Raw genomic sequence first — 17,099 nt, forward strand, 5'->3', positions numbered from 1 at the left:
GGTGTGCCTGTAGCAGGGGCAACACCGCGCACATGCGCCGGAAACGGCCAAAAACCGCAGGCCTGAGCGTCATTGGCGCGACCGATGCGGCTTACCTCATCCTCCGATGGCGTTGATCAGACCATCCCTAACCGGCATCTGAGAATCTTTCGACCATCCAAAGAAAGCTCGTAACTTCTGTAAGGCTTCATCCATGGGGTCGCCTTGATCCAGGAGTTGATGCAGGCGAACGACTGCGCATGTATGGCGAAGGTCGTGCGGCGTCACGGAAATCTTGCCCGTTCGATCCTTCAGCTCTTGAATGACATGAGGTTGCAGATGGCCTGATATTTTCAAGAATATCTTTGTCAAAGACTCTGTGGATAACGGACTATTTTGTTGAGTGTTGAGCAAGAACGCATGGTTTGGCCTTCCTCTGTGGTTTTCCACATAGGTCTGGATGAGACCGGACATCGTGCTACTCAAAGGCAACTGCCGTATGGAGTTTGCAGTCTTGATACTCGGTCGCGAGTATCTCGAGTCGTCTTCGTCCGCATACTTGCCTTTTTGCACGTTCAACCAGTAGCGCGGGCGTTGTTGTCTTTCATCGAAACCACTCTTAACCACGTCTGCCGTGAGAAGAAGAACTTCGCCTCGGCGCAGGCCTTGGTGGAGCATCAGGAGAAATGCGACGAACGCCAGCCATCGGGTATGCGTTCGTAAAAAAGGATTGCTAGAGGAGGAGGGATCCAGCATTTCGTATAACGCTTCCACCACGCTGGCCGGTAGCGAGCGTAGCTGGCTCATCTGTCTCGATTTTTGTACGTGAAGTTGTCCATACAGATGCGACAGCCTATGCAGCCGACCCTCAATCTGTTTTAGACGATCCGTTGGGAGAGTTGACTTCGACAGCCAAGTAACCACGGAGCGCACAAAGCAAAATCCAGTTCTCCAGCGCAATTCGTCAGTCTAGCTGACAAATGCTTGGTTGCGAATCGAGACAAACCAAGACTCAAGGATCTCCGCGAGTCGGACGTCATCCAGACCAGCCAACGCATCGTCCAATGCGGAGGCTCCAAACATCCGATCTGCATGCTTGTAGAGGTTTTCGACGTGACGGAGTCTCTTGATCCGGCTTGAGTCAGCGAGGTCAGAGCTCGTCATCAAGTCCCAGACGGCAGCCCAATAACGAGGCAGCTTGTGCTCGTCATCAATGATCAATGCACCGTGAAGCGAGCTGGGGACTTGCGGGTCACGTAGGAAAGCAAGCATTAGGAGAGCTCGTTGAGAACAACATGATTAGTACCATCTATCACGCTGGTGTTGCGGTCTGGGCTGACTTCCAGGCTCTCTCTACGCAACAGGCTCCATAGTACCATGAGTTCGCATAATGTATATTATGTCAAATGCGGCTAGGGTTATGCCCAGACACTTCGCCCAACGACCGTCCCACATACGCCCACGTCGGCGAGCGGTACCAGTTGCAGACACCGATCTCTCGTGCTGCCTGCAGCCATTGCACGCCGTCTTCCAGTGCATCGGCTGCCAGCGTGTATCTGCCGTTGGCCAGATCGCTTTCGAACTGTTGGGCGAATTCGCTCATCGATGGCGCCAGCAGCAAGGCGACAGCATGCTCGCTGTCGAGAAACACAATTTGCCCAGGAGTACCACCAACCCCTGGAATCAGATCGACACACAGGCGGCAACGGGCAAAATCAGTCCCGATGACAATGCGCTGCTTGTGCATCGTCATCACCGGCCGAACTCCCTTGTCCGCAAAGCGCGCTGCGACGGGATCGGTGTTCTGATCGCGCGTCACGGCATCCAGCACTTCATCCACGCTCATCAATGAAAGTGCGCGCGCAAAGTTGGCCGTTGCATCAGGGTCCAGCCCGGCGCTTTCGCGGTACAGCGCTGCCAGGTCCGCGGGCACTGGTTGGCCAAGCGCCGATTCCAGGGCGGCAAGTTGTGCTTTGCTGGCCGGTGGCAGCAGCGCCTTGGCGATGTCGGGCGCTATGCGCCGTAACTGTGCGCGAATCCCTTCAAGCATCGCAGTGCACCCCGTTCCTTCAATGGCCCACGAGTGTAACGCGCGTGTATTGGCTAGCGAGGCCGGGCTCAATCGGTGCAGTCATCGCCTTTCATTGAAGCTGCTGAGACCAGCCAACCGTTATTGATTCGGCGGGCATGCGGCACACGTTAAGCGCATGAATCGGCAGCGAGAACTCGGGCAATGCACGTCGCAACTACCCTGCCCCATGGACGTTGTCCTATCTACGCATCCAGCACCAGGGCCGCATCTGGATACCGCGCGCACATGAAATCGACGAAGGCGCGCACCTTCGGTGCAGCCAACCGTCTGGAGGTATGCAAGACCCAAAGCGATGGCTCCATGCCCGGGAATGTTCCCCATTGCACCAACGCGCCGCGTGCAAGTTGAGCGCCTGCAATCGACTGTGGAATCAGCGCCACGCCGGCGCCGGCAACGACTGCGTCGCGCACCATCAATAGCGAGGAGAACCGAAGCTTCGGTATGGGCTCGAGCAGCAGGCGGCCGCCGTCGAGCGACCAGGTGGTCGGCTGGAAATTCGTGGTCACCACAGCGGGCACCTGTGTCACTGCACCAGCGGGCGGTATCGCGATGCTTGGTGCTGCCACGACAACCAGCCGATCCTTCGCGAAGCATCTGCCGACCAGGCGGCTATCCGGATCGGGATTGATCCGGATGGCCGCATCGAACTGCTCGTCGACCAGGTCGACGATGCGGTCTTCGGCCACTACTTCCAGCGTGATCTCCGGATAGGCGGCACAGAACTCGGCACCCAGCTGCCCCATCGCCAGTTGCGAAAACAGGACGGGCGCCGCCACGCGCAACCTGCCGCGCGGCGTGGACAGTCCCTCGCGTGCAGCGGTCATCGCCTCGGCCACTTCGTTCAACGGTGCTTCGGTGCGATCCATCAGCAGTTGCCCGGCTTCGGTCAGTCTGAGCCCACGTGCGCTGCGCTCCACAAGTCGCACGCCGAGTTGTTCCTCAAGCTCGGCGAGACGGCGCGACAACGTCGCCTTCGACCGACCACTGGCACGGCTGGCCTTGCCCAGGCCCTGGTTTGCGGCGACCAGCGAAAAATCGATCAGGGCATTCAGATCCATGGTGTTTTACATTTGAAACCAGGTGTATGAATTCTGGAGTCTTCGTATCGGATTCGCAACGGCATACAGTCTGTTCACCGCAACGCCAACGCGATGCGCCGGCAACACCCCAGCAGCGCATCCGCACTGTTCGCCCTTCATCCACCGCAGGAGATTCACCATGAGCATTCTCGTTATCGGTGCCACCGGCACCGTCGGTTCGTTGGTCACCCAAGGCCTGGCCACTGCAGGTGCACAGGTCAAGGCGCTGGTTCGCCAGCCGGGCAAACGCAACTTCCCCAAGAGTGTCACCGAGGTCGTCGCCGACCTGACCGATGTGGGCTCGATGCGCGCGGCACTGGCATCGGTACGCACCCTGTTCCTGTTGAACGCCGTTACCCCCGACGAAGTGACGCAGGCGTTGATCGCCTTGAATCTGGCCCAGGAAGCCGGAATCGAGCGCATCGTGTATCTGTCGGTGATCCATGCCGACAAGTACACCAACGTGCCCCACTTCACCGGCAAGCACACTGTCGAACGCATGATCGAAAGCCTGGATATTCCGGCCACGATTTTGCGTCCTGCCTACTTCATGCAGAACGACACCCTGATCCGGCAGACCATCCAGGACTACGGCATCTATCCGATGCCGATCGGCGCAGCAGGTGTGGCCATGATCGATGCCCGCGATATCGCAGACATCGCCGTAGCCGAGTTGCTGCGACGCGACCGCGCAACCGGCACACTGCCGCGCCTCACGCTCGACCTGGTTGGTCCGCAAGCCATCACGGGTGCGTCTGCGGCGCAGATGTGGAGCGCGGTCCTCGGGCGCGAGATCGCCTACGCCGGTGACGATGTGGCCGCGTTCGAAGCGCAGATGGCGGCATACAGCCCCTCATGGCTGGCCTACGACCTGCGCCTGATGCTGGCCGGCATCCAGACCATCGGCATGCGGGCGGATGACGGCGCCACACAGACCCTGGAAGCCATCCTGGGTCGCCCGCTGCGGACCTACGAGCACTTCGTTCGCGAAGCCATCGCAATCGCTTGAGTGTGGTTTGCGCAGCACGTGCGGGCGTCCCGCGCGTGCTGCGCCGCGATGATCGCTTCGTTCATTCCGACCGTTGGAATTCCTGTATCGACATCATCGGCCTGCGTTGACTGACCAGGCAGCACAGAGCAAAGGCCGCCAGGCGTCAGAGCATTGCGTAAGACAGCAGGCTCAATACCAGTAGATGCCCCACGTAGTAAAAATAGAATGCCCGGCGCGAGCGCGGAACCGGTATGCGCACTTTCGCAAGTAACAGCAATGGCAGCGCCAGCAATCCCCAAGGGGTCTCGTTGACCAAGCACAGCAGCGCCACCGGCAGCACTATCAGCACCAGCGCCAGTACCACCCTGGACAGGCGCCACTGCCATGGGTTACGCCAGAACACCCACGCGCCCAGTACGATCGCCAGCCCACTCCATCGATAGTCGACCGCCGCTGGCGCCAGGAGCGCGCATAAAGCAAAGAAGACCCAGCGGCCGCGCTCGATCGCCAGAATGCAGACCGCTGCCAATGCAAAAGCCAGCAGAACGTTAAGCGGAAACACGCGTTGAAATGCGATAGCTGCAACCGGCGTGGCGATAAGACCCCAGAGAAACAGCCGCTTCACGGACTTCTCGACATCCGCCTTGGGCTGGGCAAGGTTATAGGCGAGCACCAGCGCAAACAGCGGGAATGCCACCCGCCCTAGTTCTGTAACGACTGGAACGTATCCAATCGCAAGAATCTTCAAGACGTGATCGCCTGTCATGAAGGCGGCAGCTAGCCACTTCAGGAATTCGCGCCCACCACTGGTCACCGTTGCATCTCGCCTTGTGGGTCGGATGCCCGCTGTTTTCTGCCGGTCTTTCCAGGAAGCAGGCGCCAATTCACTCGGCGGCGTCGCCGGCATTGGTCACTGAGCCGCAGGATCATTCGCCATCACCGCACCGCTCCGTTGTCTTCCTGCAACTCGCGCTTGAACGGCACATCCGGCGGCGGCCTGGCAGTGGCCGGTTGGTCGTTGAGGTTGGGGTCACTGAGACCGCAGCCGCCACCAAATTGCAGCAGCGACACCACGCAGCTGATCTTGGTCGTGGTGCCTGGAATCGGAATCTCGATCTTCTTCAGTCCGCGGCGCACCCATTCCTGCAACAGCGACTGGTTCGGCATCCAGTACTTGTCCAGTGAGGTCGGCGTGTAGCCATACGGCGGCCGCTTGAGCCAGGTGCCGCCCTGGGCGATCTGGTCGCGGGTCCAGGTGTCGGTCTCGCTGCCCGGCGGCCCACGATCGCCCGCGCCGCTGCCGGTCTCGCCGCTGCCGGCCACCCGCACACTGCCGTCGCTGTTGAAGACGCCATCGCGTTGGCCGTTCGCGCCGCTGCTGTCGCCGCGCCGGCTGCGCTCGGATTTACTCCAATCGTCGGCATTGGCCGCGACATCCCAGCCGCCGCTACGGTCGGCCGCTTGCGGGCCGGCCTTGCTGCTGGCAGCAGGCGTGGCAGCGGAAGAGGCTGCCGCCGTGTCAGCTTGCGCAGGTGTGGCCGCTTTGGCCTGCGCGGTTTGTGGGGCCGAACTGGCTGGCGAAGGCTGCGCAGCAGCCGGGCTCGCCGTCGCCGACGAAGTCGCCGGCTTGGCCGGTGCCGGTTGAGCTGGCGGCGCGGGCGGTACCGGAGTGGGTTCTGGCACGCTGGGCAGTTCGGTGGCACGCACCGCAACCTCGGGCATGCGCACGCTGGGCGCGAGCTCGCGCGGCCGGATCGCTGGCGCGCTGAGCTGGGGTTGGTCGGGCACCACGATCTCGCGCTCGCGCACCGCCGGCGCCGGCGCAGCACGCACCGCCACCGAAGGCGCCGGGCGCTGCAGCTCGCGCAGTGCCGGCCGCTCGGCCACGGTCTGGATGTCGCGCTGACGCACCTCGATCTGCGGTGCCGACGGCGCCACGGGGCGTGGCGCCACGGTGATGCTCGGCGGTGGCGGCACCACGAAATCGGTCGTGGCAATCGGTGTTTCGGTCACCTGCAACGGCGATTCGATCGTGACTGGTGGCACCTGCACCGTCACTTGCGGCACCTCAGGTGCCACCGGTTCGCTGGCAGTAGCGACCGCCGGTCCGGGTGCGGTATCCGCCGCCTGCGCTGTGCTGGCGGACTCAGTGGGTTCGGTTGCCTGCGGCGGCACCGAGGGTGGTGGCGTGGCGTCGGCAGGATTCCCGCTTGCTGCGCTGGCGTTCTGCGCCGTGGCAGCCTCGCCGGCAGCAGGCGGCGAGGCTGCGGACGGTTCCCCTTGCCCGCCCCCCTGCTCGGCCGCGCCATCGCCGATGAACGTCATCCGCACTCGCGACTCCTCGCCTTGGGTGGTCTCCTCCGGCGCCCAGCGCACGGCGACCACCCAGATCAGCAAAGCGATAAAGCCGATGTGGATCAGCAAGCTGCCCAGCAAGGCGAGCCAGTGCTGCGTGCGCTGATCGCGCGGGCGTGGGTCCCAGTGTTGCCACCACAGGCTGCGGAACGCCTGAAACGGCGTCAGCAGCCGCGCAGCGCCAGTGCCATCCGCAGCCGATGGACGCGCCAGCAGCACGTCCATCACGTGGTCATCGTTGAATGGCGCCGCTGCATCGCCACGGCTGCGCATCCAGATCGCCCAGCCGTATGGCAGCCCGGTGCGCCGATCCAGAATGAGCTTGGCCGGCATGCGCGCGCGCAGTGCCTGCAGCAGATCGGCAGCCGTTGTCACCGGTGGTGCGGAATCAGGCCGCGCTGTCGCGCGGAATGTACGGGGCGTCGCCGGTGGCGTGATCGGTCGCATCGCGCACCGCGGTCACCCCGGGCACGCGTCCCATCAAGGTTTTCTCAATGCCCTGCTTGAGCGTGACATCGGCCATGCCACAGCCATGGCAACCGCCGCCGAAGCGCAGCAGCACCACGCCATCGGCAGAGACTTCCTGCACTGCCACGCGACCACCGTGTGAGGCGAGCTGCGGGTTGACCTCGTTCTCGACCACCCAGCGCACGCGCTCCACCATCGACGCCGATTCGGCCGGCGCCTCGCCCTTGATCTTGGGCGCCTTGATGGTCAGTTGCTGGTTGCCGGTGGATTGGGTGACGTAGTCGATCTCGGCACCATCCACCCACGGGACGCTGGCGGCGACCACATATAAGGTGAAGCCGTCGCAATCGATCGCCCACTCATCGCCGGCGAGATCGGCCGGCTCTGCGAACTCGAGCCTGGCATCGGCACGCGGGGTCCCCGGGTCCACCGCGCTCAGGCGTACGCCCATGCCGGGCACGCCCTCGCGTTCGATGAGCTTGCGGAAATAGGTCTGGGCTTTGTCGGATATCTGGATCATGCGGGTTATTCTAGCGCTCAATGCGCCCTCGCTCATGGAACACCGTGATCCTGGCGGGGCGCCGTCCGCCCACCCCTGCGAGACCGCCATGACCGATCTGATCCCCCTGGAGCAGGCCCACTGCCTCCCGCGCAAGGGCAGCGACCACAAACTGGGCGAAGCGCGCCTGGCCGAACTGCTGCCGCAGGTACCCGGCTGGGAGCTGGCCGAGGCCGGTACCGCGATCACGCGGACGTTCCGGTTTGCCGACTATTACCGCACCCTGGCCTTCTTGAATGCGCTGGCCTGGATCGCCCACCGCGAAGACCACCATCCGGACCTGGGCGTGCACTACGACCGGGTCGTGGTGCGCTATTCCACCCACGACGTGGGCGGGTTGAGCGAAAACGACTTCATCTGCGCCGCGAAGGCCGCGCAACTCTACGATCAGGGAGTCACTGCATGAATATGTCTCGCGCCGCCCTCGCCGGCCTGGCCCTGGCGGCCGGCCTGACCGGCTGCGGCAAGTCCCCGCAGCAGCCGGCAGCGCCCACGGTGGCCCCCACCGAGCTGGCCGCGCTGAAGACTCCGCCTCCGGAATACGCGCCCGAACTGGCATGCGCCGGCGTCGGCGGGACCAGCGTGCTGCGCGTGGTAATCGGAACCGAGGGCAAGCCCACCGATGTATCGGTGACTCAGAGCAGCGGCCAGCCAGTGCTGGACGAGGCTGCGTTGAAGCGCGTGCGCGAATGGCAGTTCAAGCCCGCCACGCGCAATGGGCAGGCGGTGCCGCAAACCATCCAGGTGCCGGTCGCCTTCAAGCCGCCGGTACCACGGCCGGACGAATGCTTCGCCATCGAGGAGCGGGCCCGGCGCGGCGGTTGAGCACGGCCGCTGCCGGGGCGGCGGGACTGTGATGTGCAAGGCGGGCCGAGGTGCCCGCCATTGCATTTCATTGCATGACGACACACCCGTCGCCGTGCATCGCCGCGAGTATCGGCTTCAGTGAGCGCCGGCGGCACCACGCGTTCGTCATTGCGGCATTGCCATCCTGCAACGCCGCTGGGCGAGTGCGTGATGCATTTGCCACAGGACCAGGCTCCATTCCACGAGGTCGTCCCATCGCATGCTTGAGGTGTCGTCACACAACGTCTGGATCGCGCTGGCGGTCACCCTGGCCGCGGGCCTGGCTACTGGCCTGGGCAGCCTCATGGTGGTGTTTGCCAAGAAGCCCAACCCGCGCCTGCTCGCATTCGGGCTGGCATTTGCCGGCGGCGCGATGGTGTACGTGTCGTTGTCCGAGATCCTCAACAAGTCGATCGCGGCGTTTTCCAATGCCTACAACGACAAACTGGGTTTCACCTTCGGCACGCTGACCTTCCTGGCGGGCATGGTGCTGATCATGGTGATCGACCGCTTGGTGCCCAACCCGCACCAGAGCCTGTCCACCGACGATCCACAGTTTCGCGACGACAACCGCGCCTACATCCGGCGCGTCGGGCTGATGACCGCGATCGCGATCACCGCGCACAATTTTCCCGAAGGTCTGGCAACCTTCTTCGCCACTTTGGAAAGCCCTGCCGTCGGCATGCCGCTGGCGTTCGCCATTGCCATCCACAACATTCCCGAAGGCATCGCGATCGCTGTGCCGGTGTATTTTGCCACCCGCAACAAGTTCTATGCCTTCGGTGCCAGCCTGTTGAGCGGACTGGCCGAACCGATCGGTGCTGGCATCGGCTATCTGGCGCTGGCGGACGTGCTGTCCGAAGCGGTGTTCGGCACGGTGTTCGGGCTGATCTCCGGGGTGATGGTGTTCCTGGCGCTGGACGAACTGCTACCGGCCGCCAAGCGCTATGCAAAAGGTCACGAGACCGTGTATGGCCTGGTGTCGGGCATGGGCACGCTTGCCATCAGCCTGGTGTTGTTCCGCTTTGCCGCGCCTTGAGCTGCCTCACCTCACCGCTTTAAGGTGATCGGTGGTCCAGCCACGACACCGCGATAGCAGATGCTGGCTGGACGCGAGTTGGCCAGCATTGCACTGGTCGCCAAACCTGATGGCGATAGTCAGATGCAGGTGACGGAGGGTTCGGCGGCGTGACGATATCGATCGGACGTGGTTGGCAACACCGCTGAGCGGTGCTTCACGCGCTTGCAGGTAACCACCTACTCCCTGCACTTGCACCTGCACCACCGATGACCGCATCAATCAGCGCGTTTAGGCCGCAAGCGAACGCCACGGAAGCCGCCAGATTCCCCGCACATTGCAAATTGGTACGAGCAGCCTCCCCCAGCGAGTTCGAACGCACTTTCAACGCGCTTTTAATATGCAGGTGATGCGTCGTGTTGGTTCGTCGACGCTTGGCCGCCTGCACGCTGAACACGGCTACGCGCGTGCACCAAACCGCCGATCCAGCAAGCTTCCAGACATTCAACGCGGCGCATGGTACGCGCGTCATCCACGCGCACTGAGCGAGGTGCCGTATGCAACACACACAGTCCCGGGAGCGCCTGGCCTGGGCACTCGCCGTCGCATCCACCGGCGCCATGGTGCTCGGCGGCTGCCAGCGTCACCCGCCCTCGCAGACGGCAGCGCCGCCCTCCGATCCATCGCCTCCGGTTGCCGCAGCGCCTGCGTATACGCCGCCAACTGCCGACCAGCTCTACCAGCTGGTCGCTCCAATCGCCCTGTTTCCCGACAAGCTGCTGGCGCAGACGCTGGCGGCTTCGGTGTATCCGGATCAACTCATCACCGCGCAGGACTGGTTACGCGGTCATGGCGGCCTGAGCGCCAGCGACCGCGCGCAGGCCACCGTCTCGCAATCCTGGGACCCCAGCATCAAGGCGCTGACCGCTTTTCCGGACGTGGTGGACCAGCTCGCCGGCAATCTCGACTGGACGCGGGCGCTGGGCGATGCCTACGCGCACGATCCCAATGACGTGCTCAACGCAGTGCAGATCATGCGCCAGCGCGCCCAGGCCAGTGGTCACCTGCGCAGTACGCCGCAACAGCAGGTGCAGGTGGCGCGGCATGTGGTGGTCACGCCGATCCTGGACGCGGGCCGCGTGCCGCCGCCCACGCAAGTGATCACCATCGAACCGGCGCAACCGGACGTGGTCTACGTGCCGCGCTACGACCCAGGCGTGGTCTACGGCACACCGGTCGATGTGGACCGCACCTATCGCTATCACCCGGTGCGTTGGTACGACCAGAGCGATGTGGTGGCTACCGGCGTGGTGTCCTTTGGTGTCGGCGTGCTGGTCGGCAGTGCGCTGGAACACCATCATGGCTGGTTTGGTTGGGCAACCCCGGCGCCCGCATGGCATCGCTGGGGCTGGAACAGCTGGCGCGTGGACTGGAATGCGCCGCCTGCAGCGCCGCATTACGTGGTCTACCAGCAACATGTGTACGCGCCGCAGACCACCATCATCAACAACCGCACTACCTATACCGATGCCCGCTCCTATGTGCATCAGGACCAACGTCGGTGGTCGAACAGCGCGCTGCCGTCTGCGCCTGGTGCGGCAGTGGTGGCCGCAGACGGCCCGATGTCGCATATGGCTGCGCCGGTCGCGCTGCCGGCAATCGCGCAATCCTTGCAGGCTGCGCAACGTCCCGGCGCATTTGCATCTGCGCCAGGCGACCCGCATCGCCCGCCCGACGACGCGCATCTGTCTGCGCCGCGTTTCAATGCACAGATGTTGCAGCCAGGCCGCCCGGTGGCGACGCATGCGCCCTCCCCGCTGCCAGCCACTCCGCCGCCGCCAGCTCAGGTGGCGCCGCACGGGCAGAATGCCCCTGCCCCGATGGTCGCTTCAGCCGATCATCCGGACATTCGACACCCGGACACGCGAAGTATTGCATTGCAGAGCACGCGCCCCCCGCGTGCGGCGATGCCTCAGCCGCCACGCTCCTCGCCGAGAGCGTTTCCCAGCCTGACAGCCAGCGAACCTGCGCCGCGCACTTCGCTGCCACCGCGCGAGGCCTTCGCCAACCAGCGACCGCGTGAGGCCAGACAGGCGGAACGGGAGGCGCGGCAGCTGCGTAACACCCCGATGCGTGGACAATCAGGCGCCCCGCCCCAGCAACATGCCGCTTTCGTGGAACAGCAACGGGTCGAGCAGCGGCCACAGCCATCGCGACCGGTTCAACATCATGTGGTGCAGGCGCCGCCGCAGCAGCACCCGCAGCGGGTGGCGTCGTTTACGGCACCTCACCAGGCCCCTGCCCGGCCGGCCGAACCGCATCCGCAGCGCCCGCATGCGCAACCGTCGCAGCATCATGACCACCGCCGCGACAGCTGAGGCACATCTCATGGATCGGTCAGAAGCGTACCCGCAGCGCATGTACGCGCAGGCACCGCGGCAGCACGACGATCGCTCCGAGAGCTGAGGCACAGCGTTGAACGGATCAGGATCGTCGGCAGGTGGGCATGGGGCCCCTTGTTAGAAGCCCATCGCTACGTGGCCCAGCAAGGGAGTCAACAAGATCCAGTGCGCAGCCTCGCCTTACACGTCATCTCTCAATCCGAAGCGCGGGCGCGCGCAGCGCCCGCATCAGCGCCCCAGGCGGTCCAGGGCTTCGGCCAGCTCCGGCGCCAGCGGCGCGCTGAGCACGTAAGGGGTCTTGCCGGCGTCGAGCGCGAACTCCAGCGATGCGGCGTGCAGAAACAGTCGCTTCAGGCCAAGCTGGTCGCGCAGGCGCTTGTTGACCTCCGCCTCGCCGTATTTGTCGTCGCCGGCCACCGGGTGGCCCAGATGCTGGGCATGCACGCGGATCTGGTGGGTACGACCGGTCTCGATGCGGACCTCGCAATACGAATGCCCACCGCGCCGCTCCAGCAACTTGAAGTGGCTCAGCGAGGGCTTGCCGATCGCATTCACCTGCACGTGCCGCTCGCCCCCCTGGCGCAGGCCGATATGCAGGGGCGCATCGACCGTCATCACCCCATCGGGCATGCGCCCGACCAGCAGGGTCAGGTAGCGCTTGGTAATGCCGCGGCCTTCGACGCGGTCGTCCTCGCGCATCAGCGCCTGCAATTCGGTCAGCGCCGAGCGTTTCTTGGCCACGATCAACAGGCCGGAGGTATCGCGGTCGAGCCGGTGCACCAGCTCCAGGCTCTGGTTGGGGCGGAGCGCGCGCAGGGTTTCGATCGCACCGAAACTGATTCCGCTGCCGCCATGGCTGGCCACACCCGAAGGCTTGTTCAGCGCCAGCAGGCGCGCGTCCTCGAACACGATGGCCGCTTCCAGCCGGGCCAGGAACGACGCCGGTGGCGCGGTCTTGTCGCCTTCCTCGGTCACGCGCACCGGCGGGATGCGGACTTCTTCGCCGCCTTCCAGCTTGCGTTCGGCCTTGGCCCGCCCGCCATTCACGCGCACCTGACCGCTGCGCACCAGCTTGTAGATCAGGCTACGCGGAGCGCCCTTGAGCTGGCCGAGCAGGAAATTGTCCAGCCGCTGCCCAGTACGGTCTTCCGGAACTTTGAGAATGCGCACGCCTACACGGTCGGCAGGTGGCTTGGGGGGCTGGGGGTCGGTCATCCGGCTCTTTATTCTGTTACACTCGGCGAGCGAGATAAGGGTTTGATTTCGTTGGAAGTTGATTGGCCAGAAGCCTGACTTCCGATGATTCCGGCACAGTGCGCGACCACCGCCCCCGGGGCGGCCATGTTAGCGGCTCACCGGCCTGCCCGGCCATCGCCAGCGGTCTTTGACCGTTGCGTTGAACATGTCCCGTGCGCGGCCCCGGTATCGTCTGGACGCAGCGCCGGCCCTGAAACACCTAAAAACTTTAAGAGAAGCGCTCCCGCGGCCTGCCGTGGTGTTGCAGCGCTGGAAACCCTAGCCAGGCCTGTCCGCGCGTTGCGCGAAAGGCCGGCGACCTGTTCCAGAGGCGAAACGTCACGGCGTTCCGCGCGGTAGAGCGCGCGAGGAACGCAACAATGAAGCGAATGCTGATCAACGCAACGCAGGCCGAAGAGCTGCGCGTGGCGATTGTGGACGGCCAGACCCTGTACGACATCGACATCGAACAGCCGTCCAAGGAACAAAAGAAGTCCAACATCTACAAGGGCCGTATCACCCGGCTTGAGCCCTCTCTGGAGGCGGCGTTCGTGGACTATGGCGCCGAGCGCCATGGCTTTCTGCCGCTGAAGGAAATCTCCCGCGATTATTTCCAGGCCGGCGTCGACCACAACAAGTCGACCATTCGCGAGCTGCTGCGCGAAGGCCAGGAAATCGTGGTGCAGGTCGACAAGGAAGAGCGCGGCAACAAGGGCGCGGCCCTGACCACGTTCATCTCGCTGGCCGGCCGCTACATGGTGCTGATGCCCAATTCGCCCAGCGCCGGTGGCGTCTCGCGCCGGATCGAAGGCGAAGACCGCGCCGCGCTGAAGGAAGCGCTGGACAAGCTCGATATCCCCGACGACATGGGCGTGATCATCCGCACCGCCGGTGTCGGCCGTGACGCCGAAGAACTGCAGTGGGATCTGGATTATCTGCTGCAGACCTGGAAGGCGATCGCCGAGGCTGCGCTGAGCAAGCCGGCCGCGTTCCTGATCTATCAGGAATCGCGCCTGATCATCCGCGCATTGCGCGACTACCTGCGCGCCGACGTCGGCGAGATCCTGGTCGATACGCCGGAGCTGTATGCCGACGCCCAGGAATTCATGAAGCAGGTGATGCCGCAGAGCCTGCGCAAGCTCAAGCACTACACCGACGACATCCCGCTGTTCAACCGCTTCCAGATCGAATCCCAGATCGAAGGCGCCTATGAGCGCAACGTGCGCCTGCCGTCGGGCGGCTCGATCGTGGTCGACCAGACCGAAGCCCTGACCGCCGTCGACGTGAACTCCTCGCGCGCCACCAAGGGCAGCGACATCGAGGAAACCGCGTTCCAGACCAACCTGGAAGCGGCCGAAGAAGTCGCGCGCCAGCTGCGCCTGCGCGACCTCGGCGGCCTGGTGGTCATCGACTTCATCGACATGGCCTCGTCCAAGCACCAGCGCGAAGTCGAAAACAAGCTGCAGAACGCGCTCAAGTACGACCGCGCCCGTGTGCAGTTGGGTCGCATCTCGCGCTTCGGCCTGATGGAAATGAGCCGTCAGCGGCTGCGTCCGAGCCTGGGCGAATCCAGCCAGATCGTCTGCCCGCGTTGCGATGGCCATGGCCGCATGCGCAGCGTCGAGTCGCTGTCGCTGTCGATCATCCGCGTGGCCGAAGAGCACGCGATGAAGGAGAACACCGGGCAGGTGCTGGTGCAGGCGCCGGTGGAAATCGCCAACTACCTGCTCAACGAAAAGCGCAGTGCGCTGCGTGAGATCGAGCAGCGCCACGAGTCGCCGATCATCATCGTGGCCGACGAGCAGCTGCATACCCCGCACTACGAAGTCACCCGTCTGCGCGAGAACGAGTTGGGCGAAGACAGCGGCAAGCCGAGCTATCAGCGCGGCACCCCGCGCAAGTTGCCGGTGCATGCGCTGACCAAGGCGCAGTTGAACATCCCGGCCGCCCCGGCGGTGACCTCGATCAAGCCAAGCCAGCCCGCTCCGGTGCGCGAAGAGGCCCCTGCCCCGGTTGCGCCTGTCGCCGCGCCGGCGCCAGTGGTGACCGTGCCGATTCCGGCGCCGGTCACCGGCGTGGTCGGTTGGCTGAAGCGTATTTTCGGTGGCGTCGAGCCGGTCGCTCCCGCGCCCGAGTCGACTCCGCGTCCGCGCCAGAACGATGCCGGCCGCAACAATCGTAACGAGCGCGGCGAGCGCGGTGGTCAACGTCGCGACGGTCGCGATGCCCGTAACGGCGGCCAGAGCCGCGGTAATGGCGGTAATGGCAACGGCAACGGTGCCAACAAGGAGCGTCGCGATGAGCGACGCCAGCCGGCCAGCGGCCAGGGTGCGCAGAACGGCGCCCAGGCACAGCAGCAGGTGCAGGTGCCCAAGCCGCCGCGCAACGAAGCGCAGGCACCGAAGCAGCAGCAACCGCAGCAACCGCAGCAGCAGAAGCCCAAGCCGCAGAACCAGGCCCCGCGCCCGCCGCGTGCGCCCGCACAGCAGGACGGTGCGCCGTCCGAGCGTCAGCCGCGTCCGGCACGCCAGGATGAGGGGACGGCGGCAGCGCAGACCACTACCGCGACTGCCGCAACGGCAACGACGTCGAGCGTGGTGTCTGCCATCGCCGAAACCGCTGCACCGGTCAACACCCAGAGCAATGCCAACGAGGCAACCCCAGCGCATCCGGTCGAGGTTGTGGTGAGCGAATCCACTGCCGACCGCGGCACCGACGCGAATGCGGCTGCGCCGGCCCAGGAGGCCTCGGGCGACGATGCGGCCAATGGCGAAGGCGGAAGCCGTCGTCGTCGCGGACGTCGCGGCGGACGCCGTCGTCGTCGTGGCGCCGGTGCCAATGGTGAGGGCGGCAGCAGCGTCGATGGTCTGGAGGCCGACGATCTGGACGGCGATGCCGACACCGATCTGGACGGTGATGGCGAAGGTGACGATGCCGGTCCGCAGGCTCACGCCTCGGCCGCGCCGCGTGCCGGCCAGCCGGAGTTCGACTTCGACGACGACGCGCCGGCAGCTGCCGTGCGCAAGCCCGAAGCTGCCACGCAGGCAGCTGCCAAGCCGCGCCCGGTTCCCAAGGAACGTGCAGAGCCGCAAGGCGGCAGCGAGACGGCCTCGACCACCGCGCCGGTTTCCAACGCCGTGCCGTCGTCGCAGCCCTCGGCAGCGGTGCCGGTTGCCGCAGCTGATGCCACTCGCGACCGCCCTGCGGCGCCGGCTGTTGCCGCCGAGGCACCTGCCAAGCCTGCTGCGACGCCGTCGACGGCTGCTGGTGCAGACGTTGCCGCAACGCAGTCGGTAGAACAGCGCCCGGCTCCGGTCGCCCCGCAGGTCTCCGCTGCGCCGGCACTTGTCGCTACAGCCACCACCCCGGCATCCGCTGCGGCACGTGTGGCAACTACTGGGACTGCGGCTGCCGCATCGGTGCCAGCTACCGCGCCTGCAACACCGGCACCGGCTGCTGTAACGCCGGTGGCAGCAGGGGCTGAGGCCGGCTCTCAACGCCAGCCCTCCGCATCGGCCAATGCCGCTGCGCCCGTGGCCGGCAAGGCCGCTGCACCGGAAGCCGACAAGCAGGAGCACGTTGCTTCGGCGGGCACTGCAACGCCTGTGGTGCAATCGGCGCCGGCGCAAGCCACCACCGTGAAGCCTGCTGCCGATCTGCCTGCGGCGGCAACGCCAACGGCGCAGGCGGCAGTGGTCACGGTCAACGCGCCGCACACTGCACCGTCTGCCCCGCAGTCACCGTCGGCCGAGGTCGCTGTCACTTCCACTGCAGCGGTCGTGCCGACCAGCTCCACGGCAGACGCCGCGCCGGTGCGCAAGCCCTATGCTCCGGTGCAGACCACCCTGCTCGATGCGCTGAGCCCCAACGATGCTGCCGCCCCCGCATCTTCGGTCAGCCAAGCGCCGACAGCCCCTGCCGCAATGCAGGAGACGGCGGCAGACAAGCCCAAGCCGACGGTGATCGTGTCCGAGCCAGCAAAGCCGGTTGCCCCGTCGTCTGACGCCGATGAGGCGAAGGATGACGACAGCAACAAGCCGCATGGCGATCACTGATCCTCACCTGATCGATCGG

At 65.0% G+C, this 17,099-nt stretch carries 13 protein-coding genes; 6 read left to right on the top strand and 7 right to left on the bottom strand.

What is annotated here, in order from left to right; all coding sequences use genetic code 11:
• Window positions 1-96: 96 nt before the first annotated feature.
• The 3 genes from A7D17_RS13185 to A7D17_RS13195 all read right to left on the bottom strand — a co-directional run bounded on the left by A7D17_RS13185 (window position 97) and on the right by A7D17_RS13195 (window position 3,129).
• Entirely contained in the window at window positions 97-786 is a 690-nt protein-coding gene (locus tag A7D17_RS13185; protein ID WP_239692192.1) for a tyrosine-type recombinase/integrase, read from the bottom strand.
• A 595-nt stretch (window positions 787-1,381) separates the two neighbouring features.
• Window positions 1,382-2,029: an SMI1/KNR4 family protein gene (locus tag A7D17_RS13190; protein WP_064509512.1), complete on the bottom strand. Its 648-nt coding sequence runs from the start codon at window positions 2,027-2,029 to the stop codon at window positions 1,382-1,384.
• A 224-nt stretch (window positions 2,030-2,253) separates the two neighbouring features.
• Window positions 2,254-3,129, bottom strand: coding sequence for a LysR family transcriptional regulator (locus tag A7D17_RS13195; protein WP_064509513.1), 876 nt, complete (start codon window positions 3,127-3,129; stop codon window positions 2,254-2,256).
• 160 nt (window positions 3,130-3,289) lie between these two features.
• On the opposite strand from A7D17_RS13195, the gene A7D17_RS13200 reads away from it, so the two are divergent.
• Window positions 3,290-4,159, top strand: coding sequence for an NmrA/HSCARG family protein (locus A7D17_RS13200; protein ID WP_064509514.1), 870 nt, complete (start codon window positions 3,290-3,292; stop codon window positions 4,157-4,159).
• 145 nt (window positions 4,160-4,304) lie between these two features.
• Here A7D17_RS13200 and A7D17_RS13205 read toward each other — a convergent pair whose 3' ends face one another.
• The 3 genes from A7D17_RS13205 to A7D17_RS13215 form a co-directional block, all read right to left on the bottom strand.
• Entirely contained in the window at window positions 4,305-4,955 is a 651-nt protein-coding gene (locus A7D17_RS13205) for a TraX family protein (protein ID WP_064509515.1), read from the bottom strand.
• A gap of 122 nt (window positions 4,956-5,077) precedes the next feature.
• Complete coding sequence (locus tag A7D17_RS13210) at window positions 5,078-6,871, bottom strand: hypothetical protein (RefSeq protein ID WP_064509516.1); 1,794 nt, start codon at window positions 6,869-6,871, stop codon at window positions 5,078-5,080.
• A 13-nt stretch (window positions 6,872-6,884) separates the two neighbouring features.
• Window positions 6,885-7,484 carry an NfuA family Fe-S biogenesis protein gene (locus A7D17_RS13215; protein ID WP_064509517.1) on the bottom strand — a complete coding sequence of 200 codons (600 nt, stop codon included), beginning with the start codon at window positions 7,482-7,484 and terminating at the stop codon, window positions 6,885-6,887.
• Between the two features lie 88 nt (window positions 7,485-7,572).
• Here A7D17_RS13215 and A7D17_RS13220 point away from each other — a divergent pair, with 88 nt between their 5' ends.
• The 4 genes from A7D17_RS13220 (at window position 7,573) to A7D17_RS13235 (ending at window position 11,765) form a co-directional block, all read left to right on the top strand.
• Complete coding sequence (locus A7D17_RS13220; RefSeq protein WP_064509518.1) at window positions 7,573-7,929, top strand: 4a-hydroxytetrahydrobiopterin dehydratase; 357 nt, start codon at window positions 7,573-7,575, stop codon at window positions 7,927-7,929.
• Window positions 7,926-8,348, top strand: coding sequence for an energy transducer TonB (locus tag A7D17_RS13225; RefSeq protein WP_064509519.1), 423 nt, complete (start codon window positions 7,926-7,928; stop codon window positions 8,346-8,348). The genes A7D17_RS13220 and A7D17_RS13225 overlap by 4 nt, the downstream gene beginning before the upstream one ends.
• Before the next feature lie 241 nt (window positions 8,349-8,589).
• Window positions 8,590-9,408 carry a zinc transporter ZupT gene (zupT, locus tag A7D17_RS13230; protein ID WP_064509520.1) on the top strand — a complete coding sequence of 273 codons (819 nt, stop codon included), beginning with the start codon at window positions 8,590-8,592 and terminating at the stop codon, window positions 9,406-9,408.
• 536 nt (window positions 9,409-9,944) lie between these two features.
• Window positions 9,945-11,765 carry a DUF3300 domain-containing protein gene (locus tag A7D17_RS13235; protein ID WP_064509521.1) on the top strand — a complete coding sequence of 607 codons (1,821 nt, stop codon included), beginning with the start codon at window positions 9,945-9,947 and terminating at the stop codon, window positions 11,763-11,765.
• Window positions 11,766-12,017: 252 nt separating this feature from the next.
• On the opposite strand, the gene A7D17_RS13240 is transcribed toward A7D17_RS13235, so the two are convergent.
• Complete coding sequence (locus A7D17_RS13240; protein ID WP_064509522.1) at window positions 12,018-13,004, bottom strand: RluA family pseudouridine synthase; 987 nt, start codon at window positions 13,002-13,004, stop codon at window positions 12,018-12,020.
• Between the two features lie 410 nt (window positions 13,005-13,414).
• On the opposite strand from A7D17_RS13240, the gene A7D17_RS13245 reads away from it, so the two are divergent.
• Window positions 13,415-17,080 carry a ribonuclease E/G gene (locus A7D17_RS13245; RefSeq protein WP_064509523.1) on the top strand — a complete coding sequence of 1,222 codons (3,666 nt, stop codon included), beginning with the start codon at window positions 13,415-13,417 and terminating at the stop codon, window positions 17,078-17,080.
• The last annotated feature ends 19 nt before the right edge of the window (window positions 17,081-17,099 follow it).

The sequence above is a fragment of the Xanthomonas floridensis genome (genome assembly GCF_001642575.1).
Classification (GTDB): Bacteria; Pseudomonadota; Gammaproteobacteria; order Xanthomonadales; family Xanthomonadaceae; genus Xanthomonas; species Xanthomonas floridensis.

Excerpts from the sequence above, each read along its gene's own strand:
- A7D17_RS13185 (WP_239692192.1), bottom strand. The coding sequence starts at position 786 with ATGAGCCAGCTACGCTCGCTACCGGCCAGCGTGGTGGAAGCGTTATAC.
- A7D17_RS13190 (WP_064509512.1), bottom strand. The coding sequence starts at position 2,029 with ATGCTTGAAGGGATTCGCGCACAGTTACGGCGCATAGCGCCCGACATC.
- A7D17_RS13195 (WP_064509513.1), bottom strand. The coding sequence starts at position 3,129 with ATGGATCTGAATGCCCTGATCGATTTTTCGCTGGTCGCCGCAAACCAG.
- A7D17_RS13200 (WP_064509514.1), top strand. The coding sequence starts at position 3,290 with ATGAGCATTCTCGTTATCGGTGCCACCGGCACCGTCGGTTCGTTGGTC.
- A7D17_RS13215 (WP_064509517.1), bottom strand. The coding sequence starts at position 7,484 with ATGATCCAGATATCCGACAAAGCCCAGACCTATTTCCGCAAGCTCATC.
- A7D17_RS13220 (WP_064509518.1), top strand. The coding sequence starts at position 7,573 with ATGACCGATCTGATCCCCCTGGAGCAGGCCCACTGCCTCCCGCGCAAG.
- A7D17_RS13225 (WP_064509519.1), top strand. The coding sequence starts at position 7,926 with ATGAATATGTCTCGCGCCGCCCTCGCCGGCCTGGCCCTGGCGGCCGGC.
- zupT (WP_064509520.1), top strand. The coding sequence starts at position 8,590 with ATGCTTGAGGTGTCGTCACACAACGTCTGGATCGCGCTGGCGGTCACC.
- A7D17_RS13235 (WP_064509521.1), top strand. The coding sequence starts at position 9,945 with ATGCAACACACACAGTCCCGGGAGCGCCTGGCCTGGGCACTCGCCGTC.
- A7D17_RS13240 (WP_064509522.1), bottom strand. The coding sequence starts at position 13,004 with ATGACCGACCCCCAGCCCCCCAAGCCACCTGCCGACCGTGTAGGCGTG.
- A7D17_RS13245 (WP_064509523.1), top strand. The coding sequence starts at position 13,415 with ATGCTGATCAACGCAACGCAGGCCGAAGAGCTGCGCGTGGCGATTGTG.